Source organism: Priestia sp. FSL W8-0001 (assembly GCF_038050335.1).
In the GTDB taxonomy this organism is placed as follows: Bacteria; Bacillota; Bacilli; order Bacillales; family Bacillaceae_H; genus Priestia; species Priestia flexa.
In genome coordinates this window covers 627,423-648,772 of sequence record NZ_JBBPAL010000001.1, presented here as the reverse complement: position 1 = coordinate 648,772, position 21,350 = coordinate 627,423, and the positions used below count along the sequence as shown (strand labels likewise).

Annotated in this window: 36 protein-coding genes; all 36 read right to left on the bottom strand. The window is 37.0% G+C overall.

Annotated features, from left to right (window positions below; genetic code table 11):
• Positions 1-9: 9 nt before the first annotated feature.
• The 36 genes from MKZ18_RS03555 to MKZ18_RS03380 all read right to left on the bottom strand — a co-directional run bounded on the left by MKZ18_RS03555 (position 10) and on the right by MKZ18_RS03380 (position 21,344).
• A complete protein-coding gene (locus tag MKZ18_RS03555) occupies positions 10-624 on the bottom strand; it encodes a major tail protein (RefSeq protein ID WP_061785164.1) in 615 nt (204 codons plus the stop codon).
• 14 nt (positions 625-638) lie between these two features.
• Positions 639-1,016 carry a hypothetical protein gene (locus tag MKZ18_RS03550; RefSeq protein ID WP_061785163.1) on the bottom strand — a complete coding sequence of 126 codons (378 nt, stop codon included), beginning with the start codon at positions 1,014-1,016 and terminating at the stop codon, positions 639-641.
• A complete protein-coding gene (locus MKZ18_RS03545; RefSeq protein ID WP_061785162.1) occupies positions 1,016-1,408 on the bottom strand; it encodes a hypothetical protein in 393 nt (130 codons plus the stop codon). The genes MKZ18_RS03550 and MKZ18_RS03545 overlap by 1 nt, the downstream gene beginning before the upstream one ends.
• Positions 1,405-1,776 carry a hypothetical protein gene (locus tag MKZ18_RS03540; protein WP_061785161.1) on the bottom strand — a complete coding sequence of 124 codons (372 nt, stop codon included), beginning with the start codon at positions 1,774-1,776 and terminating at the stop codon, positions 1,405-1,407. The genes MKZ18_RS03545 and MKZ18_RS03540 overlap by 4 nt, the downstream gene beginning before the upstream one ends.
• A complete protein-coding gene (locus MKZ18_RS03535) occupies positions 1,769-2,044 on the bottom strand; it encodes a hypothetical protein (protein ID WP_061785174.1) in 276 nt (91 codons plus the stop codon). Before MKZ18_RS03535 ends, MKZ18_RS03540 begins: the two co-directional genes overlap by 8 nt.
• Positions 2,045-2,085: 41 nt before the next feature.
• A complete protein-coding gene (locus MKZ18_RS03530) occupies positions 2,086-3,243 on the bottom strand; it encodes a phage major capsid protein (RefSeq protein ID WP_061785160.1) in 1,158 nt (385 codons plus the stop codon).
• Between the two features lie 17 nt (positions 3,244-3,260).
• On the bottom strand, positions 3,261-4,037 hold the full coding sequence (locus MKZ18_RS03525; RefSeq protein WP_061785159.1) for a head maturation protease, ClpP-related: 777 nt from the start codon (positions 4,035-4,037) through the stop codon (positions 3,261-3,263).
• Positions 4,021-5,184, bottom strand: a complete 1,164-nt coding sequence (locus MKZ18_RS03520) for a phage portal protein (RefSeq protein ID WP_341344492.1) — start codon at positions 5,182-5,184, stop codon at positions 4,021-4,023. The genes MKZ18_RS03525 and MKZ18_RS03520 overlap by 17 nt, the downstream gene beginning before the upstream one ends.
• A 21-nt stretch (positions 5,185-5,205) precedes the next feature.
• Positions 5,206-5,979, bottom strand: a complete 774-nt coding sequence (locus MKZ18_RS03515; protein WP_061785158.1) for a DNA-methyltransferase — start codon at positions 5,977-5,979, stop codon at positions 5,206-5,208.
• A gap of 97 nt (positions 5,980-6,076) precedes the next feature.
• On the bottom strand, positions 6,077-7,699 hold the full coding sequence (locus MKZ18_RS03510) for a terminase TerL endonuclease subunit (protein WP_061785157.1): 1,623 nt from the start codon (positions 7,697-7,699) through the stop codon (positions 6,077-6,079).
• Positions 7,696-8,004 carry a P27 family phage terminase small subunit gene (locus tag MKZ18_RS03505; RefSeq protein WP_061785156.1) on the bottom strand — a complete coding sequence of 103 codons (309 nt, stop codon included), beginning with the start codon at positions 8,002-8,004 and terminating at the stop codon, positions 7,696-7,698. The genes MKZ18_RS03510 and MKZ18_RS03505 overlap by 4 nt, the downstream gene beginning before the upstream one ends.
• A gap of 120 nt (positions 8,005-8,124) precedes the next feature.
• Complete coding sequence (locus MKZ18_RS03500; RefSeq protein WP_061785155.1) at positions 8,125-8,463, bottom strand: HNH endonuclease; 339 nt, start codon at positions 8,461-8,463, stop codon at positions 8,125-8,127.
• Positions 8,456-8,803 carry a hypothetical protein gene (locus MKZ18_RS03495; RefSeq protein ID WP_061785154.1) on the bottom strand — a complete coding sequence of 116 codons (348 nt, stop codon included), beginning with the start codon at positions 8,801-8,803 and terminating at the stop codon, positions 8,456-8,458. Before MKZ18_RS03495 ends, MKZ18_RS03500 begins: the two co-directional genes overlap by 8 nt.
• 11 nt (positions 8,804-8,814) lie before the next feature.
• Positions 8,815-9,069 carry a hypothetical protein gene (locus MKZ18_RS03490; protein ID WP_061785153.1) on the bottom strand — a complete coding sequence of 85 codons (255 nt, stop codon included), beginning with the start codon at positions 9,067-9,069 and terminating at the stop codon, positions 8,815-8,817.
• Positions 9,070-9,082: 13 nt separating this feature from the next.
• Entirely contained in the window at positions 9,083-9,235 is a 153-nt protein-coding gene (locus tag MKZ18_RS03485; protein WP_156474907.1) for a hypothetical protein, read from the bottom strand.
• Positions 9,236-9,497: 262 nt separating this feature from the next.
• Positions 9,498-9,725 carry a helix-turn-helix transcriptional regulator gene (locus MKZ18_RS03480; protein ID WP_025907007.1) on the bottom strand — a complete coding sequence of 76 codons (228 nt, stop codon included), beginning with the start codon at positions 9,723-9,725 and terminating at the stop codon, positions 9,498-9,500.
• Positions 9,726-9,960: 235 nt separating this feature from the next.
• On the bottom strand, positions 9,961-10,122 hold the full coding sequence (locus tag MKZ18_RS03475; RefSeq protein WP_156474904.1) for a hypothetical protein: 162 nt from the start codon (positions 10,120-10,122) through the stop codon (positions 9,961-9,963).
• Positions 10,123-10,269: 147 nt separating this feature from the next.
• On the bottom strand, positions 10,270-10,404 hold the full coding sequence (locus tag MKZ18_RS03470; RefSeq protein ID WP_260864962.1) for a hypothetical protein: 135 nt from the start codon (positions 10,402-10,404) through the stop codon (positions 10,270-10,272).
• 231 nt (positions 10,405-10,635) lie between these two features.
• The gene (locus MKZ18_RS03465; protein ID WP_061785152.1) at positions 10,636-11,085 is read right to left on the bottom strand and encodes an ArpU family phage packaging/lysis transcriptional regulator; all 450 of its coding nucleotides are present in this window, start codon (positions 11,083-11,085) and stop codon (positions 10,636-10,638) included.
• A 94-nt stretch (positions 11,086-11,179) separates the two neighbouring features.
• On the bottom strand, positions 11,180-12,364 hold the full coding sequence (locus MKZ18_RS03460; RefSeq protein WP_061785151.1) for a spr1629 family repressor/antitoxin: 1,185 nt from the start codon (positions 12,362-12,364) through the stop codon (positions 11,180-11,182).
• Positions 12,365-12,389: 25 nt separating this feature from the next.
• On the bottom strand, positions 12,390-13,184 hold the full coding sequence (locus MKZ18_RS03455) for a spr1630 family ClpXP-sensitive toxin (protein WP_061785150.1): 795 nt from the start codon (positions 13,182-13,184) through the stop codon (positions 12,390-12,392).
• 98 nt (positions 13,185-13,282) lie between these two features.
• Entirely contained in the window at positions 13,283-13,483 is a 201-nt protein-coding gene (locus tag MKZ18_RS03450) for an XtrA/YqaO family protein (protein WP_061785149.1), read from the bottom strand.
• A gap of 264 nt (positions 13,484-13,747) precedes the next feature.
• Positions 13,748-13,894 (bottom strand): hypothetical protein, encoded by a 147-nt coding sequence (locus MKZ18_RS03445; RefSeq protein ID WP_156474903.1) that lies wholly within the window; start codon positions 13,892-13,894, stop codon positions 13,748-13,750.
• A gap of 194 nt (positions 13,895-14,088) precedes the next feature.
• Complete coding sequence (locus tag MKZ18_RS03440; RefSeq protein WP_061785148.1) at positions 14,089-14,547, bottom strand: hypothetical protein; 459 nt, start codon at positions 14,545-14,547, stop codon at positions 14,089-14,091.
• On the bottom strand, positions 14,531-14,716 hold the full coding sequence (locus MKZ18_RS03435; RefSeq protein ID WP_025907762.1) for a hypothetical protein: 186 nt from the start codon (positions 14,714-14,716) through the stop codon (positions 14,531-14,533). The genes MKZ18_RS03440 and MKZ18_RS03435 overlap by 17 nt, the downstream gene beginning before the upstream one ends.
• The gene (locus tag MKZ18_RS03430; RefSeq protein WP_025907763.1) at positions 14,713-15,243 is read right to left on the bottom strand and encodes a hypothetical protein; all 531 of its coding nucleotides are present in this window, start codon (positions 15,241-15,243) and stop codon (positions 14,713-14,715) included. Before MKZ18_RS03430 ends, MKZ18_RS03435 begins: the two co-directional genes overlap by 4 nt.
• On the bottom strand, positions 15,243-15,413 hold the full coding sequence (locus MKZ18_RS03425) for a hypothetical protein (RefSeq protein ID WP_153301201.1): 171 nt from the start codon (positions 15,411-15,413) through the stop codon (positions 15,243-15,245). The genes MKZ18_RS03430 and MKZ18_RS03425 overlap by 1 nt, the downstream gene beginning before the upstream one ends.
• Positions 15,414-15,596: a Fur-regulated basic protein FbpA gene (locus tag MKZ18_RS03420; RefSeq protein WP_025907764.1), complete on the bottom strand. Its 183-nt coding sequence runs from the start codon at positions 15,594-15,596 to the stop codon at positions 15,414-15,416.
• A 10-nt stretch (positions 15,597-15,606) separates the two neighbouring features.
• Positions 15,607-16,857, bottom strand: coding sequence for a replicative DNA helicase (gene dnaB / locus MKZ18_RS03415; protein WP_061785147.1), 1,251 nt, complete (start codon positions 16,855-16,857; stop codon positions 15,607-15,609).
• A 28-nt stretch (positions 16,858-16,885) separates the two neighbouring features.
• The gene (locus MKZ18_RS03410; RefSeq protein ID WP_061785146.1) at positions 16,886-17,191 is read right to left on the bottom strand and encodes a replicative helicase loader/inhibitor; all 306 of its coding nucleotides are present in this window, start codon (positions 17,189-17,191) and stop codon (positions 16,886-16,888) included.
• A gap of 5 nt (positions 17,192-17,196) precedes the next feature.
• A complete protein-coding gene (locus MKZ18_RS03405; protein WP_025907767.1) occupies positions 17,197-17,982 on the bottom strand; it encodes a hypothetical protein in 786 nt (261 codons plus the stop codon).
• A gap of 172 nt (positions 17,983-18,154) precedes the next feature.
• The gene (locus MKZ18_RS03400) at positions 18,155-19,081 is read right to left on the bottom strand and encodes a RecT family recombinase (protein ID WP_025907768.1); all 927 of its coding nucleotides are present in this window, start codon (positions 19,079-19,081) and stop codon (positions 18,155-18,157) included.
• Positions 19,074-20,606 (bottom strand): ATP-binding protein, encoded by a 1,533-nt coding sequence (locus MKZ18_RS03395; protein ID WP_340842935.1) that lies wholly within the window; start codon positions 20,604-20,606, stop codon positions 19,074-19,076. Before MKZ18_RS03395 ends, MKZ18_RS03400 begins: the two co-directional genes overlap by 8 nt.
• A gap of 107 nt (positions 20,607-20,713) precedes the next feature.
• Positions 20,714-20,914 carry a hypothetical protein gene (locus MKZ18_RS03390; RefSeq protein ID WP_025907770.1) on the bottom strand — a complete coding sequence of 67 codons (201 nt, stop codon included), beginning with the start codon at positions 20,912-20,914 and terminating at the stop codon, positions 20,714-20,716.
• Between the two features lie 14 nt (positions 20,915-20,928).
• Complete coding sequence (locus MKZ18_RS03385) at positions 20,929-21,069, bottom strand: hypothetical protein (RefSeq protein WP_156413449.1); 141 nt, start codon at positions 21,067-21,069, stop codon at positions 20,929-20,931.
• A 125-nt stretch (positions 21,070-21,194) separates the two neighbouring features.
• Complete coding sequence (locus MKZ18_RS03380; protein WP_167556174.1) at positions 21,195-21,344, bottom strand: hypothetical protein; 150 nt, start codon at positions 21,342-21,344, stop codon at positions 21,195-21,197.
• Between the last annotated feature and the right edge of the window lie 6 nt (positions 21,345-21,350).

The window sequence follows — 21,350 nt, the reverse complement described above, 5'->3', positions numbered from 1 at the left end:
ATTCCTCCCTTATACTTCAGGTGTTGCATCTGGATGAGGTTTACCAAAGATTAAATTGAATAAGAAATCTCTGTTCGTTGTTGACCCTTTCGCATCATAAAAAACAAACATTGTTCCTTCATCTTCATCCTCGATGCCATCTACTTTTCTTGGCATGAATTCGCCATTTACTTCATCTTTTGAAAACTCAATAGATCCATCTTCTTTTGACTTACCAGAAATAGAAGACATCGTGAAGAGCCCCTTTGCAAACCCTAACCATTCTGTCCCACCATCCTCAGCTGTTCGAGCGAACGCACAAGCCACGTGAGGCGGTGTCATATTCGGTGTATAAGCTACACCACTTCCAACCTTCTTTAACCCCAAGATTTTTATTTTATCCTCCATTGGCACTTTATGAAAGGACGTCACAACAGAAATAGGCCCATTAGCCACTGCCAATTCGGCTGTTTTATTATCTCCAGAGGCTCTTGTAATTTCTTGTGGCGTATCAACTGAAATCTCTTGAGCGAATTCAATTCGTTCGGGTGAAGTTTCTACAATTCCTGTTTCATCTTCATTTAATACACCGTAATGAAACTCTGTTAAACCAGTGAATGATTTATAATTCTTTTTTGTAACCATTTATTCCACTCCTTTTATATCTCAACAATGTATTCTTTGCCTATATAGCGTCTGGCATCGCGAAAAATGGCTGTTTCTGGTTCATATTCATCTATCCCATCTCCATATGGAGAAAAACCGACTACCTCTGTCATAATGATTCGTACTTCTTTTGCTACACGCTGTGTATCCTCTAAAGATTGTGACCAGACCTCAATTTGATAGAAATATTCATCAGTCATCGGCTTATTATCCGCATAATCACCGGGACGCGGTGTTGCTAATGGATCAATGACAATATATACACCCTCCATGTTGTCAGTGGGTGGATACTCATAAAACTTAATACGATTCTCAACCTTTTGCTGAATAAGAGGACTTGTTAGCAATGCATCGTATAGTTGATAAAGCACTACAATCCTCTCCTTACTGCATTGAGTAGCGCTGCTTGATACGCTTTTTCAGCATTGCGTAATGCTCTGGCAATAGCTCCTTTACCTTTTGGGTTAGGATTTTTAACCGTTCCCCACTCATTTAAGTGGATAATACGATACCTTCCTTTTGGGCCACGCCAATGAACTTTAATCGTTCGTGCACCCGCAATCGTCATTGGCTTCGATATGGTAATCTCTTCGATGGAGCCTCCTGTATCTTTAAACAATTCAAACTGCAGCTTTAACTCACGAACAAAGGCTTTGGCTCCTTCTTTTAATGCCTGGTCACTGATACGTTGGACAGCTGCCGGTCCATATTTTTTCTCTAAGGTACTTAATAGCTGGTTAAGGCCTGTAACCTTCACACTCATACATTTGCCACTCCTGCGACAATATCAATAAACCGCCTATCTTGAAGGTTGGGTTGTACACTTTTAATGTTGTATTTGATATTTTGATAATCGATTTCGTCAATCGCAATATAGTGCAAATTAGATGGACGGTATTCAGTCAATGGATCTCGAATGGTAATGGTGACATCTGATAATGTACCGTTTGCTTTGGCCATTTCTAAGTCTTTTAGCCATACACGGTCGACTTTTCCAAATGTACGAAAGACCTCTTCATCCTTTGACTCTCCTGGTAGTGGGCCAACATTCGGTTTATTTCTATAAAAAAGAATAGGTGTCCGTAACTCTCCGTTATGAAGACGTGGTGGCTTGTATTTAAACTCACGCATTCTCTTCACCATCTTCCAATGTCATTGTTTCTAGCACCTTATCAACACTTAAACTATTAATCTCGGTTAAGAAATTATCGTTAAAGTATTCTAAAGCATCATTGTAAACGTAACGAGAGCGCTCAAATACAAGCTCCTTAAACTCTTCGTCTTGTTCAATATCATAATCACCACAAACTCTTTTTAAAGCTGTAACGGAAGCAGAAAGGATGCGCGTTAAATTCGCATCCTCATGATTCCCTAGTCGATTTCGTTCTTTAAATTCCATTAGAATTTCATTTGTGATGGCCAATTACATCACCTCATACCTTATACAGCTGGTGTCGTATCGAATGAAATATTAAGATCATACACCAATGCTGTTTTGTTATCTTTCGGCTTTCCGTTTGCAAATTGCTTAATTGTGTACAAGGTTGCATCTTCAATGGCTAACGTTTGGTCGAACTTTTTAAGTTTATATCCACCAGCAATAGCTGCTAAGTATTCACCTTTCACAAAGAATACCGCTTTACCAACCGGTACCTCTTCTGACTCAACGACTTGAATGTTATACGGTAAAGCCATTACCCACTGACCATTAGCAGTTTGAATGGTATTTCGTGCTTGTACACCAATTGCATCAATTGGATTGACAACCATTACAATTTTGTTTAATACTTTTCGAGCTTTTCCTTTTGCATTTGTGGAAAGAGCTTTTACCACTTCATACAGCTCGCCAGCTACTGTTTCGCCATATTGAGAAGGAGCAAACGTTAATGTTCCAGAAGATTCTTTCGTTGTAATGGCACCCGTAGTAGGGTCAACATTTTTCATTAATCCTACTGGTTGACTAACAACAGCTCCACCGCCATTTACAAAACCGAACTCTAAACCTACTGTGTACGATTCAATTAAAACCGTACGAACAAAACGTTCCACCCAAACTGGCCCCAACTCTAACATATCGTTTGGAATAGCAGCAAAAGCTGTTAATTTAAGTTGACCAATAGATTCTTCTCTAAATGCTGCATTGACTTGCCCACGGATATCTCCAAACAACTCGCCCCAAGCATAAGCTTTTGTTGCATCTGAATAAATGAACTTTGTAACAGCTCCTAAGTCTTGTAGTCCAAGCGCACCAAGTAAAGGGTGTTCCGTTACTAGTTCTTCAAAAATACGCTCTTGTGTTGTTTCTGGAAGAATAGAATCATCTTTGAATCCGCCGTCTTGCACAACTGCATTAAAAAACTTTGTTTCCTCGGATGTTAAAACATTTTGGCCACGTTGTTGTAAAATTGAACGATCTAGCATTTCGCTATTTACTTGCTTACTGATATTTGATGCTACTTCTTGCTGCAGCGCATCAAAATAGTTTTGAAACGCTTCTGTTTGTTCTTGCTCTGTGCTATTTTCACTTGAAAGAGCAGCTGTTAACTTCGTCTTTGCATTTTGAAGAGCTTCGGATTTATTCGTAAATTTAATTGTCATTGGTGATTCCTCCATTTTTATAAATTTAAAAAGAGCTTACTCAATTTCCTCTGGTTAACAGGTGGAAGAGTAGGCTCTTTCGGTTCATTTCTTTTATTAAGCTGTAAATCATTTAGGATTTCTGCCTTTAAATCAGCAAGTGATGCTTGTAAATCCTCTTTTGTAATCCCTTGTCCTTTTTTCATATTGCCTTTTCGAAACCCCTCAATGACTTGTTGAGGAATCATTGCCGTGACAGCACTTGAAGCTGTTGCTTTAAATGTCTGATTCGTGAACATAATTTCATCAACAAAACCATGCTCTAATGCTTCTTGTGCACCCATCCATGTTTCTTTGGCCATCATGTCTAATAGCTCCTGCTCCTCTTTACCTGTTTTCAACACATACGCATTTACAATGGCTCTATCTGTGATTTTTAGCATTTCAGAAGCTTTATCCATTGAGCGATGATCACCACGGTTCCCCATAGACGCATTGTGAATCATAATTTGAGCTGTTGGTGAAATTAACACTTTATCTCCTGCAGTTCCAATGAAAGAAGCTGCGCTTGCAGCTAAACCAACAATATGTGTCTCTACATATCCTGGATAGTTTTTAAGAGCTGTATAGATTTCTGAACCGTCATCTACATAACCGCCTGGGCTGTTAATAGATACAATAATATCTTCTCCATTTGCATTTTCCAACTGCTCGATAATCATACGCGGGCTTGTAGCGTCCATTTCAAACCACTCATAAATCCAAGCTTCATCGTTAGAAATAATTGGCCCTTTAATATCAATGTTCATTGTCATTTTGTTTCTCACCTCCTTCATCGTGACTCATTTCAGCATAGTTCTTCGTAATATAATGCTTGTCCAGCTTCGGATCATCGGAAGGGTCATAACCTACCTCCTGACGAATTTCATTTCCTGTAAATGCACTAGAAGAAATAAGCTTATCAATACTTGTAGCAAGGTCGAAGATGCTTTGATAAGAAATGCATTTAATATCAATCTTTTGCCCAGCTAGATATTCGTCTTTCTCAAAAAACTTCACATTTGCTTCATCCGCTAGTTTTTTTAATAAAGGTTTAACGGTAAAAAGCATATAATTTTTTGTTTGCTTCTCCACATCTGCCATCTCTCCATACACCAGGCTTGTTGGAATCCCTAACGCCATTGCTACTTGATTGAAAAAACCATTTGTGACTTTATTAATTTCATCAACACTTTGGCCGGTTTTTCCTCCATTCGACTTTTCCTCATACTTAAATCCTGGTTGTTGAGGAATAATAGCTACATCTTTTTCACCAACTGCTTTATACATGTTGTCGATGAATTCTTGTAGCTTTGCTTGATGCTGTGGACTCTTGGCAGCCAACATATCCATATCTACTGTACCGCGGATTTGATTTTTGTGTTTTTGAGAATTTAAGATTCTCCCAAATAAATCTCCGTAATCAGTAAATAGGCTATCAATTAAAGGCGTTAACTTTTCGTTTCGATAACGTAAATGAATGACCTCGTTCTGTTTAAAGCTCCGCTGAAACGTATATTCTTTAACGGTGACATTAACAAAGACATCCTCATATACGGCATACTCAATATGTTGGAAGTCATCTGCAAGTAAAAGATCTCCGTCATCCGATTGGACAATTAAACATTCATTATCAAAGACAAGCTTATGAATAAACGTCTCCCAAAACGTACTGGCTGTCATGTTCTTGTTTGGTCGGACATTTAGCCGGTAGTACAGTTCGTCTTTTACATAGGAAGAACCATTCTTCACTCTAAATTCAGATTGACTAATTGTCCTGCCTAAAAATGCGATACATGTATCCAGAACTAACTTTTTCATGTGAACTCGGTTTGCCTTTGTAATAAACATTTCCACATCAAACATAAAACCAAGTTCACTATTTCGTTTAAAAATCCCATCTAGCCACCCAATTGTCCTCACCCCCTTTACATTGCATAATCTTTAGACTTTAATTACTTCAACTTGGGAAAGCCCTAGATGTTCACGGTTGCTATTAATGCGCTCTATTCCTTTCTCGCAGTATTCCTCTTCTAATTCAAAGCCGATCCAGTTTCGTTTGGTGTTGTCACAAGCTACAGCTGTTGTAAAGCTCCCCATACAATTATCCAACACCACGTCACCAGGGTTAGTGTATGTTTTAATCAAATACTCAAAAAGAGTGAGTGGTTTTTGAGTTGGGTGAAACGTTTTGCTATCTCTAGGGAAATCTAAAACACTCTTTGGATAATTTGTATACTTAGGTGTGTAGTCATTTAAAAGGCTTTTCTCATTTTTACCATAGATGCTGCTTACTGTTTTCCTCGACTTCTTACGTGCTTTCACTAAAGGTAATAATCCTTGCGGATGGTAAGTAGGGAGCTTTTTATAAAATATACAAATATTCTCATGGTTTTTTAAAGGCATTCGGTTTGCATTTGGAAAACCTGTAGAATGTCTTCCTTTTTTCCATATCCACTCATAGCGAAACAAGCGAATATTACTTGCGATGAGCTTCGTTGTAAACGGTTGGCTAGCAGTTAAGACAATAGCGCCATTATCTTTAATAATTCGCTCGTATTGTTCCCAAAGTCTACCGAAAGGAATAATCTCATCCCAACTACACTTAGTAGTTCCGTACGGAAGATCACACAAAATCATGTCGATAGACTTGTCTGGTAGTAACTCCATTCCTTTCAAACAATCCATGTTGTAAATCGTGTTGATACGCAAATTCATTTACTTTTTCCACCCCTATGCATATAATTAACAAGAACGTTTGTTTGCTTTTTTCTATAGGGAGGTTTTGGGAAACCAAGCCTCTTTTTTGTTTTTATTAAAACTTAATTCCCCCTAATATAAAGTCTGCTTCATCAACAATGATATTATCTGCTTGCCATAAGGCATGAATGAATGCCTGGAATCCATCTGTTTTACGTTTAAACTCATCTTTCTTCAAATACTCTTTGTTTCCGTCTTTTTTTATGTGTACGTATACATTGTTTGTATACCAGCGCATCAATGGGTTGTCACCAAATATAAGCTGGCGCTTCGCAAATAATGTTTCAACACGCGGAGCTAATAAGGAATGAATGGCTTTAGGGTTTCGTATATACAGCAAATGAAAACCCTCAGCCTCTAATGCTGATTTCACTAAATCTAATCTGAAGGTGTCTGCTACAATCGTTGTTACACCATATCGTTCACGCATCTCAACGAACCAGTTTACAATATGTTGTATATCAATAACCGGCTCATCCACAATCGTTAAAAGCCCATCCTCTTCCCATTCAGTTATTGGGACCTTTAAGCTAACCGTATCTAAGAATCCCTTTCGAACAAAGGAATGGGTTTTCCAAATATAGTCCTCACCGAATTTAAACAACAAGCCAACCGCTGCAAAGTCTTTAATACTGGCAAAATCAAGACCACCTACACATGTACGATGTGATAGATCAGGAAATGGGCGGTTAGTAGCTAAAATCTCTTCCCAAGATGCAACAGACTTTGTTAAATCTTTTTCTGGGAAGTTCATCCGCTTTGTCATAAAAGCAACGCGTCCATCTTTGTTACGGAATTGTTTTCTGACTTTGTTCATTAACCGCTTTGCTCTGGATGTTAAAGGCTTTTCAAATGCAGGGTTTGCTTTCTCCCACATATCTTCACTGTTAACTTCCTCTTTGTCATCAAGCTTACAAATAAACGGAAAAATTCGATCTTCTAAATCAGCTCCGCTAAGCACATCTTTACAACGAAGCATTAACTTGTCGTAAAATCCTTCACGAACAAATCCATTTGTTCCTATAAAAAATTCACGCGGGTTACGAACCTTACCAAGACCACCAGAAAATACATCGACAATTTCTCGGTCTACCATCTCATGAATTTCATCATAAATAACGCAACCTTCACGGCCACCATCTTTGGTGCCCGCATTCGATGTACGGAAACGGAAAACACTTTTTGTTTTATTTCCGGTTATCTTCAGCTTCGTTGAAGCAAACTGTTTCTTTAAAGACGAACTTTCATCAATTGCATTGTAAACTTCCTTAAAACTCATTTCTGCCTGGTCTTCGCTATTTGCAACAACTGACACATCATAATTTTTTATTCCATGCAATGGACTAATAAAATAATGAGCGAGTGTAGAGATAAAACCATTTTTCCCTCCACCACGGCCCATTGTGATAAAAAATTCCTCAAAGAACAATTCGTCATCTTCTTTAAAATATAAAAAAATAAATGGTGCAATAAATTTCTCCCACGGATCTAATTTAAAGTACCATTTCTCACTAAATTTTATATAGTTTTCGATTTGTTCTTCATCAAAGTAAATATCGTCTCGCGTCAAAACATACTTTTCGAGATAGGTAATTAAGTCGATTCTCTCCTGATTTAAAAGAATCTTTCCATCTCGATACGATTGAATGTATTGGTCCACATACTTATTTCTAATCATGTTAGATCATCTTCATCTTCATCATCTTCTACAGGAATATTTAAAGATAAGTCCTTTAATATCTGCAGCATTTGTTTGTTCACCGCTAATTGATCTTTAACAGATGGATTGTTTTTATACATCTCAACACCTACAGAAGAACGGTCTTTAAAAACAACGCCTCTTTCTTTAATATCCTTTTGCAAAGCGTTTTTGTTGTCCCAGAGATTCATATAATCATTGACTAAATCTCTATAGACTTCTCCAGAAAAACCTCTATTTTCAAGCTGCTCCAATAACGATTTCCTAATAGTCGTCTTGCCCATGCCCTCCCTCCTTTCAATATCTATTCTAAAAATCCTTATGTGCGCGAAGAAATCTGCGGAATCGAGCCCCCTCACCGGTGCCCAGGAACGAAAAAAAGGCCAAAACTTTTGACCGGGGGGTTACCACATCTCATCATGTTGCCATTTGTTCGGCTTTTTATTTTTAAAGTCTCGACCATGTTCTTTGTTGTGGCAATCCACACACACTGTTTCAAGGTTTTCCTCATCCAATGCAAGCTCCGGATAATATTCAAGCTCTTTAATATGATGGACAACCAGCTTTATCTTCTTACGCTTTGCACTTTCACTGTATTCATTCGTATCAAAGGTGAGTCTCCCCTTACGTTTACACTCTTGACATTCATAGTTGTCTCGCTTCTTTATCTTTTCACGTATTCTCTTCCAATCACCACTGTCATAGAACTTACGCTTCTGTTGGATTGTCTTGTACTCAACCATTACCGTTCTTCCTGTTGAATAACTTATTAATCCACTTATCTAATACAGTCCCCTTGTCCTTATGTTCATCAAAAGATAACAAGAGTCTAGGTTGTTCTATTACTCTTTCGTTATATCCAATACGTTTAAGATGACAACCTTCACCTGTCACCACCTGTTCGATATTAATGTATGGAGATTCAAATAGCTGTTCGCACTCATTTTTAGTAATCCACGTGAAGTCTACTCTTTGTTTCATCTTAATCTCTTCACCTTTGTAGTAAACCTTTGGTACATCGTTAATGGAATCTAACTCAATAACAAGTAACTTAGCATCTTCACCAATTGATTTCTTATTCATCACTTGTCCTCCTAGTACAAAAGCTTTCTTATATGCGCTCTTGGCTTATTACATAACACTTGGCTACCTCTACAAGTATCTTGTTTCATTACCCATGATTGACGAATATGCTTTGTTCTTTTAATATCTGCTTGAACTTTTATATACTTTCTTGCAGCTACTCTTAATCTAGATGAAAAACTCTTTATACGTTCAATAAATAAAGCTACCCCGTTACAAATTTTTTGGATAGCTTGTTGGAACTCTTCTATATTTAATCCATTCATTTACTATCACCTCTTACATGGTTTTAAAGAGAAAGGTTAATGCTGCTATGCATGCAATGGCTAAGCTGCAGTAATGTGTACGTTCGTTATTACTACTTGCCCCAATGGTTCCTAATGCTGTTACAAGTAGAACAATAATGAGTATGACTTTAAACGTTGTTAACATTGACATTCTCCTGACTGCTTTATAATTGCTCTTTATCAGCAGTTTCTTTTTTCGTAATAAAAACCACTATCTCTAGCAGGAAATAAGTATTAGTAATTAATAATCCTCTTAAGAATTGCTCTTCTTCGAGTGACATACCTATAAAGTAAAGCAATAACCAAAATCCAATAAATCGACGAAAACTCATAAATGTATATTTAATGACCAACCACTCCTTTCATAGAAATAAAAAAGCACCCCAATATACAGGATGCTTTTTACTTCATTTATTTTTTTCCATTTTTTCTTTCCTTGCTAATATATCAGATTTAAGAAATAACTTTTCTTTTGGGCTTTCGCGTATAGGGTTTATCTTACCAGTGTTAACTAGCTTATTTACATACTGACGACTAACTCCTAGCATCTCTATAGCATCGGAAGTTGTTACTACCTCAGATGCTAGAAATTCTATTAGCTGTTCTCTATTCGTGATGTGAAATGAATCACTCATAACTCAAGCGTTCCTCCTTTTTAAAACGATTATAATAATTGTCAGCACTAACCACACGACAGCTAAAATTGAAGCTGTAATGTCTAACCAATGCAGCTTATTATAATCCATCGTTGCAAAATGCGTAGCGAACAAGATTGACATTAAAAACGTAAAAGAGAAGAATTTCATATTTTTTCATGGACATGATATAATATTTAGTAAGAGGAAGGGGTTACCCCCTTACCTCCCTTGGTTATTTGCGACGTTTCTTTTTGCTAGGAGAGCGTCGCTTTTTCTTTTTCTTCGACTTCTTTCTTCTTTCAGCTAGTTCCTTCTCTATCGTCATAATTCCAACGACACTTCCAGTTAGCCAAGTTAACATTCGAAGAAGTCTTTCAACTGTTTCCATGTCCACTTTGTTCACCTCCTTTCGATACTTTAATTATACCAAAATAGATGACGTTCGTCAACTCAATTAATGGAAATTTATACAAAAATGTTTTTTATTTCAACATAAAAAGAACACTGATTTACTCAGCGTTCTCCTTATTAACTATTCAATTTAAATAACACCTGGGTCCATTGATGGCGCTACTCCACCTGGATCTAATGTCGGACCAGCACCTCCAGGGTCTGTACATAATACAGGTGAAGCGCCACCTGGGTCTAAATGACTCCAACGTCCTGCTGTACTCATATTATCACCCCCTGTACAAATTATATCGTATAAAAGATGGTAATTTGAACCTTTATCAAGTCATTGGGATACAGAACTTGTCATTGGTGTCACTTTACGGAAAACAAAGCCTCTAAAAACTATTGTTTAAATATTTTTCGTTAATACCATAATAGCACCCCTAGAACCTAATAACCTTTCGTTCTTCTTTCAAAATCCTTTCATATTTCTCTCATAAATAAAAAAGACCCCTTATGCAGGCGTCTCGTTTTCCTTATAGACTTGAATTTGTAATGCAAATGCAAGTTTGTAGAAAGCTTGCTCACGAATTCGATAATAGGTTGCTTCACTAATCCCCATTTCATTGTATACATCAAAAACGTACACTTCCTCATAAGTCATATACGTTTTTATAATTAATTCTCGTTCTCTTTTATTCAAACGGTTGACCGCGCGTTGCACGCGCTGCATGAAGGTATCACGTTTTATTTCATAGTCTACACGTTTAATAGCCGTATCTTCTGTTGAAGAATAAAATGCATTCGTATCGCTTGGAGGCACTAATGAATAGCTAGGTGTTACCTTTGGCATAATGTCATCTGGCACTGTCATCATGTACATACGATAATCCGCAAATGCTTTCTCAACGTTTATCTTTGTTCCCTTTCCATCCACATCTCTAAGTAATGTAGTTTGCGCCATAGTCATTTCCCCTTTTATAAAATAAAAAGGACACCAATCGCTACACAGTTATACTGTGTAGCGATTGGTGTCCTCCAGTTAGCTGGTAGAACTTTTATTTTGCTTTTATAGTTAAGTCTGAGACTGTAAATTCTTTAGATAACTGACTCTGGTATTTTTCAAAGAATTCCACTTCTATTCCTAATAATTTAGATAGAAATTCAATATCTACCATTAGAGTATCGAGGAGCGTACGTAATGATAAATAATCTTTATCAAAAAGGAGCTGTAAAATGCTTCTTACTTTTCCTGGTCTCATAATCTTTATTTTTTCATCAAGTGGCTCCCTAGTTTTGTATCCCAATTGATTCAACTTTATATTAAAGTATCTATACTGTTGATAATCCAACAACTCTAAAGATTGGGCACGATATGCAAGTGCTTGAATAGAAACCATCCACTTCTTCTTCAAATCAATGTAAGATTCTGGATTTGATTTTCTTGGAAGGTTATTAAAATCTTGGATAAATTCTTCTTCTGGTAATAAGAAAGCTCCTGCAAATAAATTTGCTTCTTGTTCATGCTGCCTATGTGATTTATTATCAAGAGAAGAAAATTCCACTTTATAGTGCAACAATAAATGCCCTAACTCATGGGCTAAATCGAAGTTCCGTCTTACTGCAGATTTCTTTAAATTACCTAATATAATAAAAGGTCTTTCATCTTCTGACCATAGGCTATAAGCATCGATTTTTTCTCCTATAGCTTTTTCGAAAATAAAAGCGCCTTTCTTTTCAAGCATAAATAATAAATTCAAATTACTTTTATTATCTATTTCCAAAAATTCTCTTGCCATTTTAGCTGCTCGTTGAATCTTTTTGATTCGTTCATCACTTGATGTAGTAATGTATTGAATAACCATTTCTCTTAATTTTATTATTTCATTCTGAGGATAATGAAGCTTTTTTTCAATAATCTTCAAAAAGGAGCTAATAAACTCAATGTTCTTTGCCTCACTTTGAGTCTTTTGAGCACTATTGACAATCTCAGCTCTATAAGCAATGTGGCTTTGTTGTATATTCGATTTTCCATTTCTATCAAGGAAATCTTCAGAATAAAAATATTTACTTTTCACTCTGAAGATTTTTTTTAACTCATTAACAATTTCCATTTTTGGAGACATATAACCATTTTCATATTGCCAAACAGATTGTTCAGTAACTTGAAGCATGTCAGCAAGTTGTTTGCGTGTATAGCCATGGAGAATTCGAATGTTGGTCAAATTTGTACCAACAAACATGGGTATCTACCTCCTAAATTAATTTCTAACTTTGATCACCCTTTGATTTATCTTGCTCTAACTCATCTTCATGCACAATATCAAAATCAATTGCAGCTGGTGATTCGTAATCATAATCCATATCGTCGTTTTCTAAAACCGTTATATCTATGTCCTCAAAATCAACTGAACTATTATTAATAAAACCAGTTAAATCTTCCACTAGATATGCCTTATTATCATTTGGATTAGGCATGAAAACCTGTATTTTTGAAATCATATATGCTTCGTCAATTTCGTAAGTAACAATATAGAATTTATTATAATCTTCTTGTAACTTATCTACCTCTGTGATTTCCAAAGCTCTCATGACGTTATCATCAAAAATAGACATAAATTCAGTATCTTCCGTCTTAGATGGAAATAGTGACAACTCTTCTGGAAAATCAACTGTTCTATTGATTTTAGAGAGCCTCTTTAAATAGTTATCCTCATTATTACTGCGTTTTTTCTTTCCATTTATCCCCTTCCCACCTGGGAAGTTAGCAGCATTAAAATACTTAGCATTTTTAATTATGAACATGCTTTTATCTTCAGAAGAAGAAAATTGTAAATATCCCCATGTATAGCCCGCTTTAGCTTTTCGATAAATAACACCAATTTCTTCACACTCTCTGGCCGTTTGATCATCAATGTGATTTCCCTTTACCCATGCATAAGCATCACTAATCTTCATGGTTACGCGTTTATCATTTCTCTCATGAATATAATTTTTATACCCATGTAAAATACCATCGACAATCTTTTGGTTGACCGCTGAACTGAAACTATACTGTTTCATTTAATCCCTCTTTTCTATAGTTTATCACTTTTTTATAATTATATACTATTTAAAATATTTTTAAAGAAAAAGTGATAAAATTTAGAAATTTTTAAAGTTTAAAAGTCTTCTCCCTCATCAAACTTAACCCGTTTCACCTTGCCTTGATGAGTAATAATTTTTGTCTCACCATGATGTGGTAATGTTGTTAACTTGGCTTTACCACTACATACAACAATAACGAAGCTTCCTTTTTGCTCGATTATATCAACTTCCAATTTCATAGCATCAACATTTATTTTAATTTCTTGAAGTTTCATCAGAATCCCCCCAATATGGTATAATTTTATTAGGCTTAATCAGGAGAAATCCTGATCTTTTTTTATTCTAATTACGGTATAATAAAATAGTTAGTTTTTGAGACGCTCCTGACAGAGCGCCTTTTTATTTTGAACACAGGTCCAATAAAACGTTAAGGCTTTGTATGTTACACATACAAGGTGTACTGTAGGAATAGAGCTGTTTGGTGAGCCTATTCGGCTATGGGCAATCATTCCTCCTGCGCTATGTTCTCGAATTGTTCATTAAACCAAGAAACCTGATGCTACTATTTCTGGTTCATCCACACCGCAACTTGCACATTTTGTGGGCTCTTGAAAGTTTTTATCATCCCATATAATCTTGTATTCCATATCACATTCTTCACAATAAATAACTTGAAAAGATTTCATTTTTCCATTCCCCCTATTTCGCATTTTCCGTCAATTCCCTAACTTATGCTCAAGCTCTTTGCACTTACTTTTAAACCTTTTAAGTTTTCTAGCCGTTTCAACATACTGCTTCTTTAATTGATGGTTTTCAGATTGCAGGAGCTCAATTTGTTTCATGAGCTCCCTTTTTTCTACTAAGTGCTGCTTTAACTCAATCACGGTGTTTTCTCAAGTAGCTCTTGCTCTTTTTCACCTTCACTTTCAACATCATCCAATGACATCTGACCAGGACTGACATTCACATTGCCACCCTGATCCACTTGATACTCCACACCTTCATGCTCTTCATAAAACTCATCAATACTCATCTGCGATTCAACAATCTTCAACGTAACGTCTGATCCTGCTCGTTTGTAGAAATTAAACGACTGCTCGGCTGACGTATCACCTTTGACAATGAACTCAAGCGTTGTTTTCTTATTATCTTTCGTTGTTTTGCTAAACTCACAAGTAAGCTTTTGATCTACACCTTCAATTTCTAGTTCAACTACCTCACGAGTAAGCTGGTTAAGCTCCTGTTTCTTCTCGTCTTCCCCTTTCACATAAAACTGGACGAGCTCTTTCTTGCTATCCTTAGTCTGCTTGTTGAAATTTGCTTTAACAGTTACTTGCATCCTTCATCTCTCCCTTTTCTCCAAATGTCATTAGAACGCCAACCCCATAACCGTGCTCTTTAATATCACTCGCTTGCACCCATCCACGACTTTCGTGATCACGTATCAACTTATTTAACTGCGGCTCTGTCAGTGAGTAGACAATCTTTTTAAGCTGCCTTCTGTTCATGATGTCACCTTAGCTAGTACTTCTCGTTGATAACGAGTTAATGACAATTCTTGATGATGTAGGTGCCACGCAATCCTCGCTAGAATATAGGCATCAACTACGTTATCACTTGCATGCTTAAAGCTGAAATGTTGCTCAACGGCTGTCATGACTGCTTTTTTCTTTTCCTTACCAGTGAGCCGTTTTTTACTTCCTTCTTCTCCTATCCATCCGGTAACGTTCACAAACTTCTTTAAAGCATTTGGCGCTATTTCGTGATACTTTAACTTTCGCTTGTACAACTCGTTTCGTATCCCGTGATGTAGCCCCCCAGCAAACATCGCTTTTTGTGTATCAAATGGAAAACCTTCAACGCAAATGTTGTCACCGGACTGTAAGTGTAGATTAATTTCGTGAAGCAGTGTGACCATTCTTTTGGGATCTTGAGAACCTACACCTGTTAGCTCCTTCGCTTTTAAAACCTGACCATATTCGTCTAACGCAACAAAACCTGTTTTAGTTGATGGATCAATCCCCACAAACCTCATTACACCATCACCGTCCTAACGACTTTTGCTGCGTATTCCAAGCCTTGAACCTTACCTTTATAAAATGCCTGCTGTTCTGCAGGAAGCTTGTCTATAATTTCATGAATCTCAGAAGCTTTTGTTTCAAAGTCATCTACGACTCTATCAATTTCTTTTGAATCAATCGCCATTCACTCGTCCTCCTGCATCTGTTTACCAAACTTACATTTAACCGTAATGTGAATGTGCTCTAACTCTGAAAGAGTTAACTCATACAACTGCTTCCCTTCAGTCGTTTTAAAGTAGCCAAACTTCACGAGCTCATTAATCAAAAAGTCTCGTCTCTTTTGAACAGCTAGATTTAAAACTGCCATGACATCACCTTCATTTCCCTGTATTTTTTCGTGATAAATCTAATATTTTGTTTTGCTCTTTCAAGTACAATAGCTCTACTACACCAGTTGGACCATTACGCTGCTTAGCAATATCAATTTCCAAGATGTTTCGTTTATCACTATCCTTGTCGTAGTACTCATCGCGGTAAAGAAAGCCAATTACATCTGCATCTTGTTCAATGCTGCCTGATTCTCGTAAGTCGGACATCATTGGACGCTTATTTGCTCGGCTCTCTACCCCACGAGACAGCTGAGCCAATGTAATGACCGGCACTTTAAATTCCTTTGCCATAGCTTTAAGCGCTGCTGAAATCTCTGATACTTGCAAATGAGCATTTCCGTTATGATCATGTTGTGGTCGTATGAGCGTTAAATAGTCAATCATAACTAACAGGCTTTTACCTGGATAATCTTTTTGCACTTGCCTGACCTGCGCGCGCATTTCATTGACCGTTTGCCCAGGCTTATCAAAGATTTGCATCTGCATGCGCTCCAAGATGCCGATTGCTTTCACCCAGTTAACGCGGTCTTTATCATCAAAATAGTTGAATGGATTCCGAATTTTGTTACCGTCAATTCCACCAATGGCTGATAACATACGTTTAATTAAGCTATCTGCGCTCATTTCCAGTGAAAAAACACATGGTATAGTTCCTTTCAAACCAGCGTTTCCTGCAATATTTAACATGAAAGCTGTCTTACCCATACTAGGGCGAGCGCCGATAATGATAGAATCCTCATCTTGCCACCCGTCTGTCATTTCATCTAAATCTTTAAAACCCGAAGGGATACCACTTAATCCTGCTGGAACTGGGGTATCGGGTAACTCGTACAAGTCTGATAACTTTGAAGATAAATCAAAGCGCTCTTTCGTTCCTGTGGTATCAATCTTGTTTAGCTGCTGAATAATGCTTTGAATATCAACATCTTGTGTAGATCCTGATTCAAATGGTTGCAAGACATTTTGAACAGCTCGTTGCTTCCACAGATTTAAAATGACTTCTGCATAATAGTCGAAATTGGCTGTTGTCGGCACCGCGTTTGTTAGTTGCATCAAGTATGTAACTCCACCGACATTCTCCACTTTTTCATTACCAGCCATGTTTACTAGTGCTACAAAGTCAATAGGCTTCTTCATTTCCGCCAGCTGAAGCATCCAGGAATAGATTTGGCTATTCCTTGGATCATAAAAATGCTCCGGCTTCACGTTAATTTCTTGCAGAATACTTGGTTGTAGCAAAATACTCCCTAGGAGCGTGCATTCAGCTTCAATACTGTACCTCGTTTCCAAAGTCTGCATAGTAACGCTCATAGAAGTCCTCACCTCTCAATTTACGCATTTTTTCAAGGTGTGCACGGTTTACACGTGATTTTTCTTCCTGTACATAAATCTCAGAAATTGTAGGAGGAAACTTGCACTGCGACACATGTTTCTTAAGCTTGGCAAATGCTTTCTCGTAATTTACTGCTTTAAGCTGTTCGATCCATACCGCAACACGCTGTTCTGTAATATCAAAATGAGGATAAGCTTCTGCGATATAACGTAAGATGCTTATAGTTTCCTTACTGGTCATTCAGCTCACTCCATTTCGTATTTCTTAGCAATCTCATCCAACGCATCTAAATTGCTCGCTTTCTTTTTTTCTTTGTGATAGCGATCCAGTACACCTTTTTCGACATATTCGAACTTGGCGATATAATCTAATCGATGTTTCGGCTTATATTCGTCAAAAATTTTATCGATTAAGAATAAAACCTTGTCTACAGGAATATGATCTTCTAACAATCTATAAATAGCTGCTTCATCCATCTTCGATAAGACGAGTCCTTTTGCTCTTCGTTGAATAAATTTATCTGCGATTTTTTGAAAATCACTACTGTTTATCATGAGCACTTCCTCTTCTTCTTTTTTTATATCTTTTATATCTTTATTACATAGACCATTTTTTGTCTGTCTCTCGGTAAAATTTTGTCTATCTCTTGTTTCAGATAGGTCGTTTTTTACCTTTCTCTCATTAAGAGATAGACCATTTCTTGCCTGTCTCTTTGGCTTGAATTTTTTCGAGTTTTTCACATAATAAATTTCTCCGTAAGGTGCACGTTTCGTTTCAATGTATTTGTATTTCTTCAATCGATTCACATGATTCTTCACAGTGCTTTCACTCACACCTAAATCTATTGCAATTTCCGCATGCTTTATCGGCTTCCCTCCAAGAACGATACCCAGCCTTTCATCACCTTCCTGAAACTCTTTGGTTGTCTTTGAGATAAACCAGATAAACTCCCATATTGCAGCACCGATTTGTTCTCTATGCTCTGGTGATAATAGACCTGAGTGGATAGGAAAATAAAAAGGTTCAGGCATCGTCTCACCTCATTTCACTTTACAAATTACTTTATGACCTTCAATTCGAACGGGCTGTAACTCTGGATGACTTCTAGCAACATAGCCTTTAACATATTGGAGATACAGCTTTTTATTACCTTTAGCCATCCATTTATAACAGTGAGGAATTGTAATTGTGTGCTCCATTTACTTACAGAAGCGTTTCTTGCTTAAATTCCTCAAATTCATGTGTTAAATCATCAAAATTTTCTTTTTGAGCAGGCTGTTGTTTCAATTCAAAATCCAATAATTTCAGCAATCCAACAACCTCTTGAAGCGTTAATTCTTTTGGATTCTTTTTCATTTTCGTTTTGATATAATCGCTTGTTTGATTACGATTCCAACCTAACTTCTCTGTTTTGCCGTACACTTCAGTCCATTTTGTTTTTAATTCTTCATCTGGATCAATTACTTCTGTTTCGCCAACTGTAATTTGAGCAGTTGATGGAGTAATATCAACTCGACCAGATTGATAAGAGCTTACTGATTCTGTTGCAGCACTTGTCACCGGCTCGTCTTCTGCAATTTCAATACCATATTGAATTTTAGCTGCACGCTTCATAATGTGTTTTTTGAACATATCTGAGAACCACTGATTCCACATCGTTGAATTTCGACCTTTTTTCATATGTTCTACTTCTGTTGATTCCATCACTACAACCACATCGTCGAATCCTTCTCGCTTTGCGATTGCATATCCCCCAATGATTTTCCCTCGTGGAAATCCAATTTCATGTACAACTTCTTTTTTAGCAGCGTTAAATTTAAACTCATCGTTTTCATGAACGATTTGGGCATCGATCCCTTTATAACCTTCCGTTTTGCGAGCAAGAAATAAGATACCCTCAACCGCAATTTGAATGCTCATTGTTGGTCCGGCTTTTCCGTCATAAACGATGCAGTGTACATGGTTCAAGAAAGGGTTTAATCCAGAGTTAACGCACGTCTGAACAAATAATGAGAATTGCTCATTTGTAGTTCCTTTTGCAATGGTTTGCTTAATTGTATCTAGCTCCGATTGAGTGAAATTCCCTACTACTGCTTGTGTATTAACGTTTGTTACTTGATTTTTACTCATTAATTGCTTCCTCCTTTAGTGAAACACCTATAATCTCAAGCTCTTTATCTACCACTCTAGCAACAATGATTTGTCCAGATGGTTTGGTGAAATTCAAAATACTTTCAGCGTTATCGACAAATGTCGGTGTCACAACCTCTGACTGCTTAGACAGAACCTCAATTAGCTCTAATCCAGCTTTTATCTTTTCAGCCGTAGAAAGCTTGCTATATGGCTTTCCATCCCTTTCAATTTCAAAAGTTGCACGCTCTTCTCCGTTTTTTAATTGCTCATACAGTTGAACAGAAATGGTTGTAAATAAACTATCTATCTTGTGAACCATTAGTTCAGATCGTTTTGTACGGAACGATTTAATTGCATCAATAAGCACAAGCGATTCGTTACGCTCTTTACGGATGCTATGCTGATTTTCTTCAGCAGTCGCAATACTCTCAAGCAGCTCTTTTGTTCGATTTATATCACCTAGTTGATCACGTAAATTATTCAGCTCACTATATATCTTCACAAGGCGTGAAGCTTCTGCAGGATTTTCTTCAACTGGCTCTGGCAGTTCATTTAGCTTTTCATTTACATCTTTAAGCTCCTGCACCAACTTAATGCCTTTGTCAGCTTCAGTGTTATAACGCGCCTGGCGTTGCTGCTTCACCTTAGCTATTGATTTTTCATCCAATGCTTGTCCACACGTAGCACAATGCTCGTCCAGTGTTTCTGTTTTTATTGCTGTTAAAATGTCTTTTTGACGTTGAATTTCACCTTTTAATGATTCGCTTCGAAGCTCTAAACGACTTCTCTCTCTGCTTTGTTGGTGAACATTTATATTACGATTTTCGTATTCCAATAACTCTTTACTCAAAACGTCGATTTTTTCTTTCAATTCATGCTCATTTATATTGTAATCGTTATTACTCACTTGCTCTTTAAGCATAACCACACGTTCACTCGCTCGCTCTAATGCCTTATCTTGATTTTTAAAGCGATCTCGATGTAACTTTTGGTCATCTAAAGAATGTTTCTTTAATTGAGGCTCCAGTTGACTTTGAGATACACTGGGTAACTCTGCAAGTACTTCTTTATTTAAAGGCTCACTTACGTAGCTGAGTAGTTGTTTCCGTTGATCTTGCCAGTGTTGTGTAAAAAAATAGGTTGGATTAAATAACGATAGAAATAATGTTTTATCAAATAACCCTTCAACAATTTCATTAAACCGTGTTGCTTTTTCGGGCACTTCATTCACATAATACTTTGCTGTTTTCTTTTGAATACGGCCAAGGAGAATTTGTTGCTCATCTACTTTCAAGAGCAATTCTACTTTCGTTTCAACCTTATCGTCACAACCAACTGGTCGCGGATCTAGCTTAGTCCCTAATGCATCCGTTCCATATAAAACATACGTCACTGCATCCCCTATACTGGACTTACCTGCACCGTTTTTGCCTTCAATTTTGGTCATATCATTAAAGTTAACTGTGAGTACATGGTGGTTCTTAAAGTTTTCAATGCGCATTTCTAGAAAAGAAATATTCATGTGCTACCTCCATTTGCTTTTTAAGAACAATTGCTGTACTCTGAAATTGTCTAAGTTTCGGAGCAGCATTGCCTGCTTTGTGCCTTACTTTATTGAGTAAGGCATTTTTATTTTGCTACAACCTTTTCTATACCTAGAGCCTTAAAAAACTCTTCAACTTCCTTCGTTACAACTTCAGCCAGAATAAATTCCTCATCCGCCTGAAAAATCTCTTCTCCTACAAATACTTCATTACCAGCTGCATCAATTCCATATATCTGTGGATCTTTTTCAACATCAGTGACTATTGGATTCTCTACCTGTTGCATCGCTTCACCTCCCTTCAATCATGTGGGTGCTCAAGCATATAACCAACTGTGATAATCTCTCTTAGATCCGTACTGTACTCAATGCTATCCAATTTAATGTGAGTGTCACCATCAGCCACGTAGGACAGAATTTCTTTGCTAATTGTCAACTTCATCACCTCCCTTCGGTTAACTTCTTATCACTTTTGATATAACGAGATACAACATCCACATTGAACCCTTTACGCTTCATATCAGCTACAATTTTTCTATACGTTTTGATACTTGTGCTTTCATGTTGTTACTCCTTGTGAATTTTCACTGTTATTCCTCCAACAGTCATTTCAAAGATCTTAATTTCTTTCCCATATTTTCTTGAAAGAGCTTTTTCAACAATTGGTCTTATCTTTCTAATTTTTTCTTCCGTCATTTGAAATGCACTAAGATCCATAAGTGA

Coding starts and splice junctions, on each gene's coding strand:
- MKZ18_RS03555 (WP_061785164.1), bottom strand. CDS start 624: ATGGTTACAAAAAAGAATTATAAATCATTCACTGGTTTAACAGAGTTT.
- MKZ18_RS03545 (WP_061785162.1), bottom strand. CDS start 1,408: ATGAGTGTGAAGGTTACAGGCCTTAACCAGCTATTAAGTACCTTAGAG.
- MKZ18_RS03540 (WP_061785161.1), bottom strand. CDS start 1,776: ATGCGTGAGTTTAAATACAAGCCACCACGTCTTCATAACGGAGAGTTA.
- MKZ18_RS03535 (WP_061785174.1), bottom strand. CDS start 2,044: ATGGAATTTAAAGAACGAAATCGACTAGGGAATCATGAGGATGCGAAT.
- MKZ18_RS03530 (WP_061785160.1), bottom strand. CDS start 3,243: ATGACAATTAAATTTACGAATAAATCCGAAGCTCTTCAAAATGCAAAG.
- MKZ18_RS03525 (WP_061785159.1), bottom strand. CDS start 4,037: ATGACAATGAACATTGATATTAAAGGGCCAATTATTTCTAACGATGAA.
- MKZ18_RS03515 (WP_061785158.1), bottom strand. CDS start 5,979: ATGAATTTGCGTATCAACACGATTTACAACATGGATTGTTTGAAAGGA.
- MKZ18_RS03510 (WP_061785157.1), bottom strand. CDS start 7,699: ATGATTAGAAATAAGTATGTGGACCAATACATTCAATCGTATCGAGAT.
- MKZ18_RS03505 (WP_061785156.1), bottom strand. CDS start 8,004: ATGGGCAAGACGACTATTAGGAAATCGTTATTGGAGCAGCTTGAAAAT.
- MKZ18_RS03500 (WP_061785155.1), bottom strand. CDS start 8,463: ATGGTTGAGTACAAGACAATCCAACAGAAGCGTAAGTTCTATGACAGT.
- MKZ18_RS03495 (WP_061785154.1), bottom strand. CDS start 8,803: ATGAATAAGAAATCAATTGGTGAAGATGCTAAGTTACTTGTTATTGAG.
- MKZ18_RS03490 (WP_061785153.1), bottom strand. CDS start 9,069: ATGAATGGATTAAATATAGAAGAGTTCCAACAAGCTATCCAAAAAATT.
- MKZ18_RS03485 (WP_156474907.1), bottom strand. CDS start 9,235: ATGTTAACAACGTTTAAAGTCATACTCATTATTGTTCTACTTGTAACA.
- MKZ18_RS03480 (WP_025907007.1), bottom strand. CDS start 9,725: ATGAGTGATTCATTTCACATCACGAATAGAGAACAGCTAATAGAATTT.
- MKZ18_RS03470 (WP_260864962.1), bottom strand. CDS start 10,404: ATGAGTACAGCAGGACGTTGGAGTCATTTAGACCCAGGTGGCGCTTCA.
- MKZ18_RS03465 (WP_061785152.1), bottom strand. CDS start 11,085: ATGGCGCAAACTACATTACTTAGAGATGTGGATGGAAAGGGAACAAAG.
- MKZ18_RS03460 (WP_061785151.1), bottom strand. CDS start 12,364: ATGTTTGTTGGTACAAATTTGACCAACATTCGAATTCTCCATGGCTAT.
- MKZ18_RS03455 (WP_061785150.1), bottom strand. CDS start 13,184: ATGAAACAGTATAGTTTCAGTTCAGCGGTCAACCAAAAGATTGTCGAT.
- MKZ18_RS03450 (WP_061785149.1), bottom strand. CDS start 13,483: ATGAAACTTCAAGAAATTAAAATAAATGTTGATGCTATGAAATTGGAA.
- MKZ18_RS03445 (WP_156474903.1), bottom strand. CDS start 13,894: ATGAAATCTTTTCAAGTTATTTATTGTGAAGAATGTGATATGGAATAC.
- MKZ18_RS03440 (WP_061785148.1), bottom strand. CDS start 14,547: ATGCAAGTAACTGTTAAAGCAAATTTCAACAAGCAGACTAAGGATAGC.
- MKZ18_RS03435 (WP_025907762.1), bottom strand. CDS start 14,716: ATGAACAGAAGGCAGCTTAAAAAGATTGTCTACTCACTGACAGAGCCG.
- MKZ18_RS03430 (WP_025907763.1), bottom strand. CDS start 15,243: ATGAGGTTTGTGGGGATTGATCCATCAACTAAAACAGGTTTTGTTGCG.
- MKZ18_RS03425 (WP_153301201.1), bottom strand. CDS start 15,413: ATGGCGATTGATTCAAAAGAAATTGATAGAGTCGTAGATGACTTTGAA.
- MKZ18_RS03420 (WP_025907764.1), bottom strand. CDS start 15,596: ATGGCAGTTTTAAATCTAGCTGTTCAAAAGAGACGAGACTTTTTGATT.
- MKZ18_RS03410 (WP_061785146.1), bottom strand. CDS start 17,191: ATGACCAGTAAGGAAACTATAAGCATCTTACGTTATATCGCAGAAGCT.
- MKZ18_RS03405 (WP_025907767.1), bottom strand. CDS start 17,982: ATGCCTGAACCTTTTTATTTTCCTATCCACTCAGGTCTATTATCACCA.
- MKZ18_RS03400 (WP_025907768.1), bottom strand. CDS start 19,081: ATGAGTAAAAATCAAGTAACAAACGTTAATACACAAGCAGTAGTAGGG.
- MKZ18_RS03395 (WP_340842935.1), bottom strand. CDS start 20,606: ATGAATATTTCTTTTCTAGAAATGCGCATTGAAAACTTTAAGAACCAC.
- MKZ18_RS03390 (WP_025907770.1), bottom strand. CDS start 20,914: ATGCAACAGGTAGAGAATCCAATAGTCACTGATGTTGAAAAAGATCCA.
- MKZ18_RS03385 (WP_156413449.1), bottom strand. CDS start 21,069: ATGAAGTTGACAATTAGCAAAGAAATTCTGTCCTACGTGGCTGATGGT.
- MKZ18_RS03380 (WP_167556174.1), bottom strand. CDS start 21,344: ATGGATCTTAGTGCATTTCAAATGACGGAAGAAAAAATTAGAAAGATA.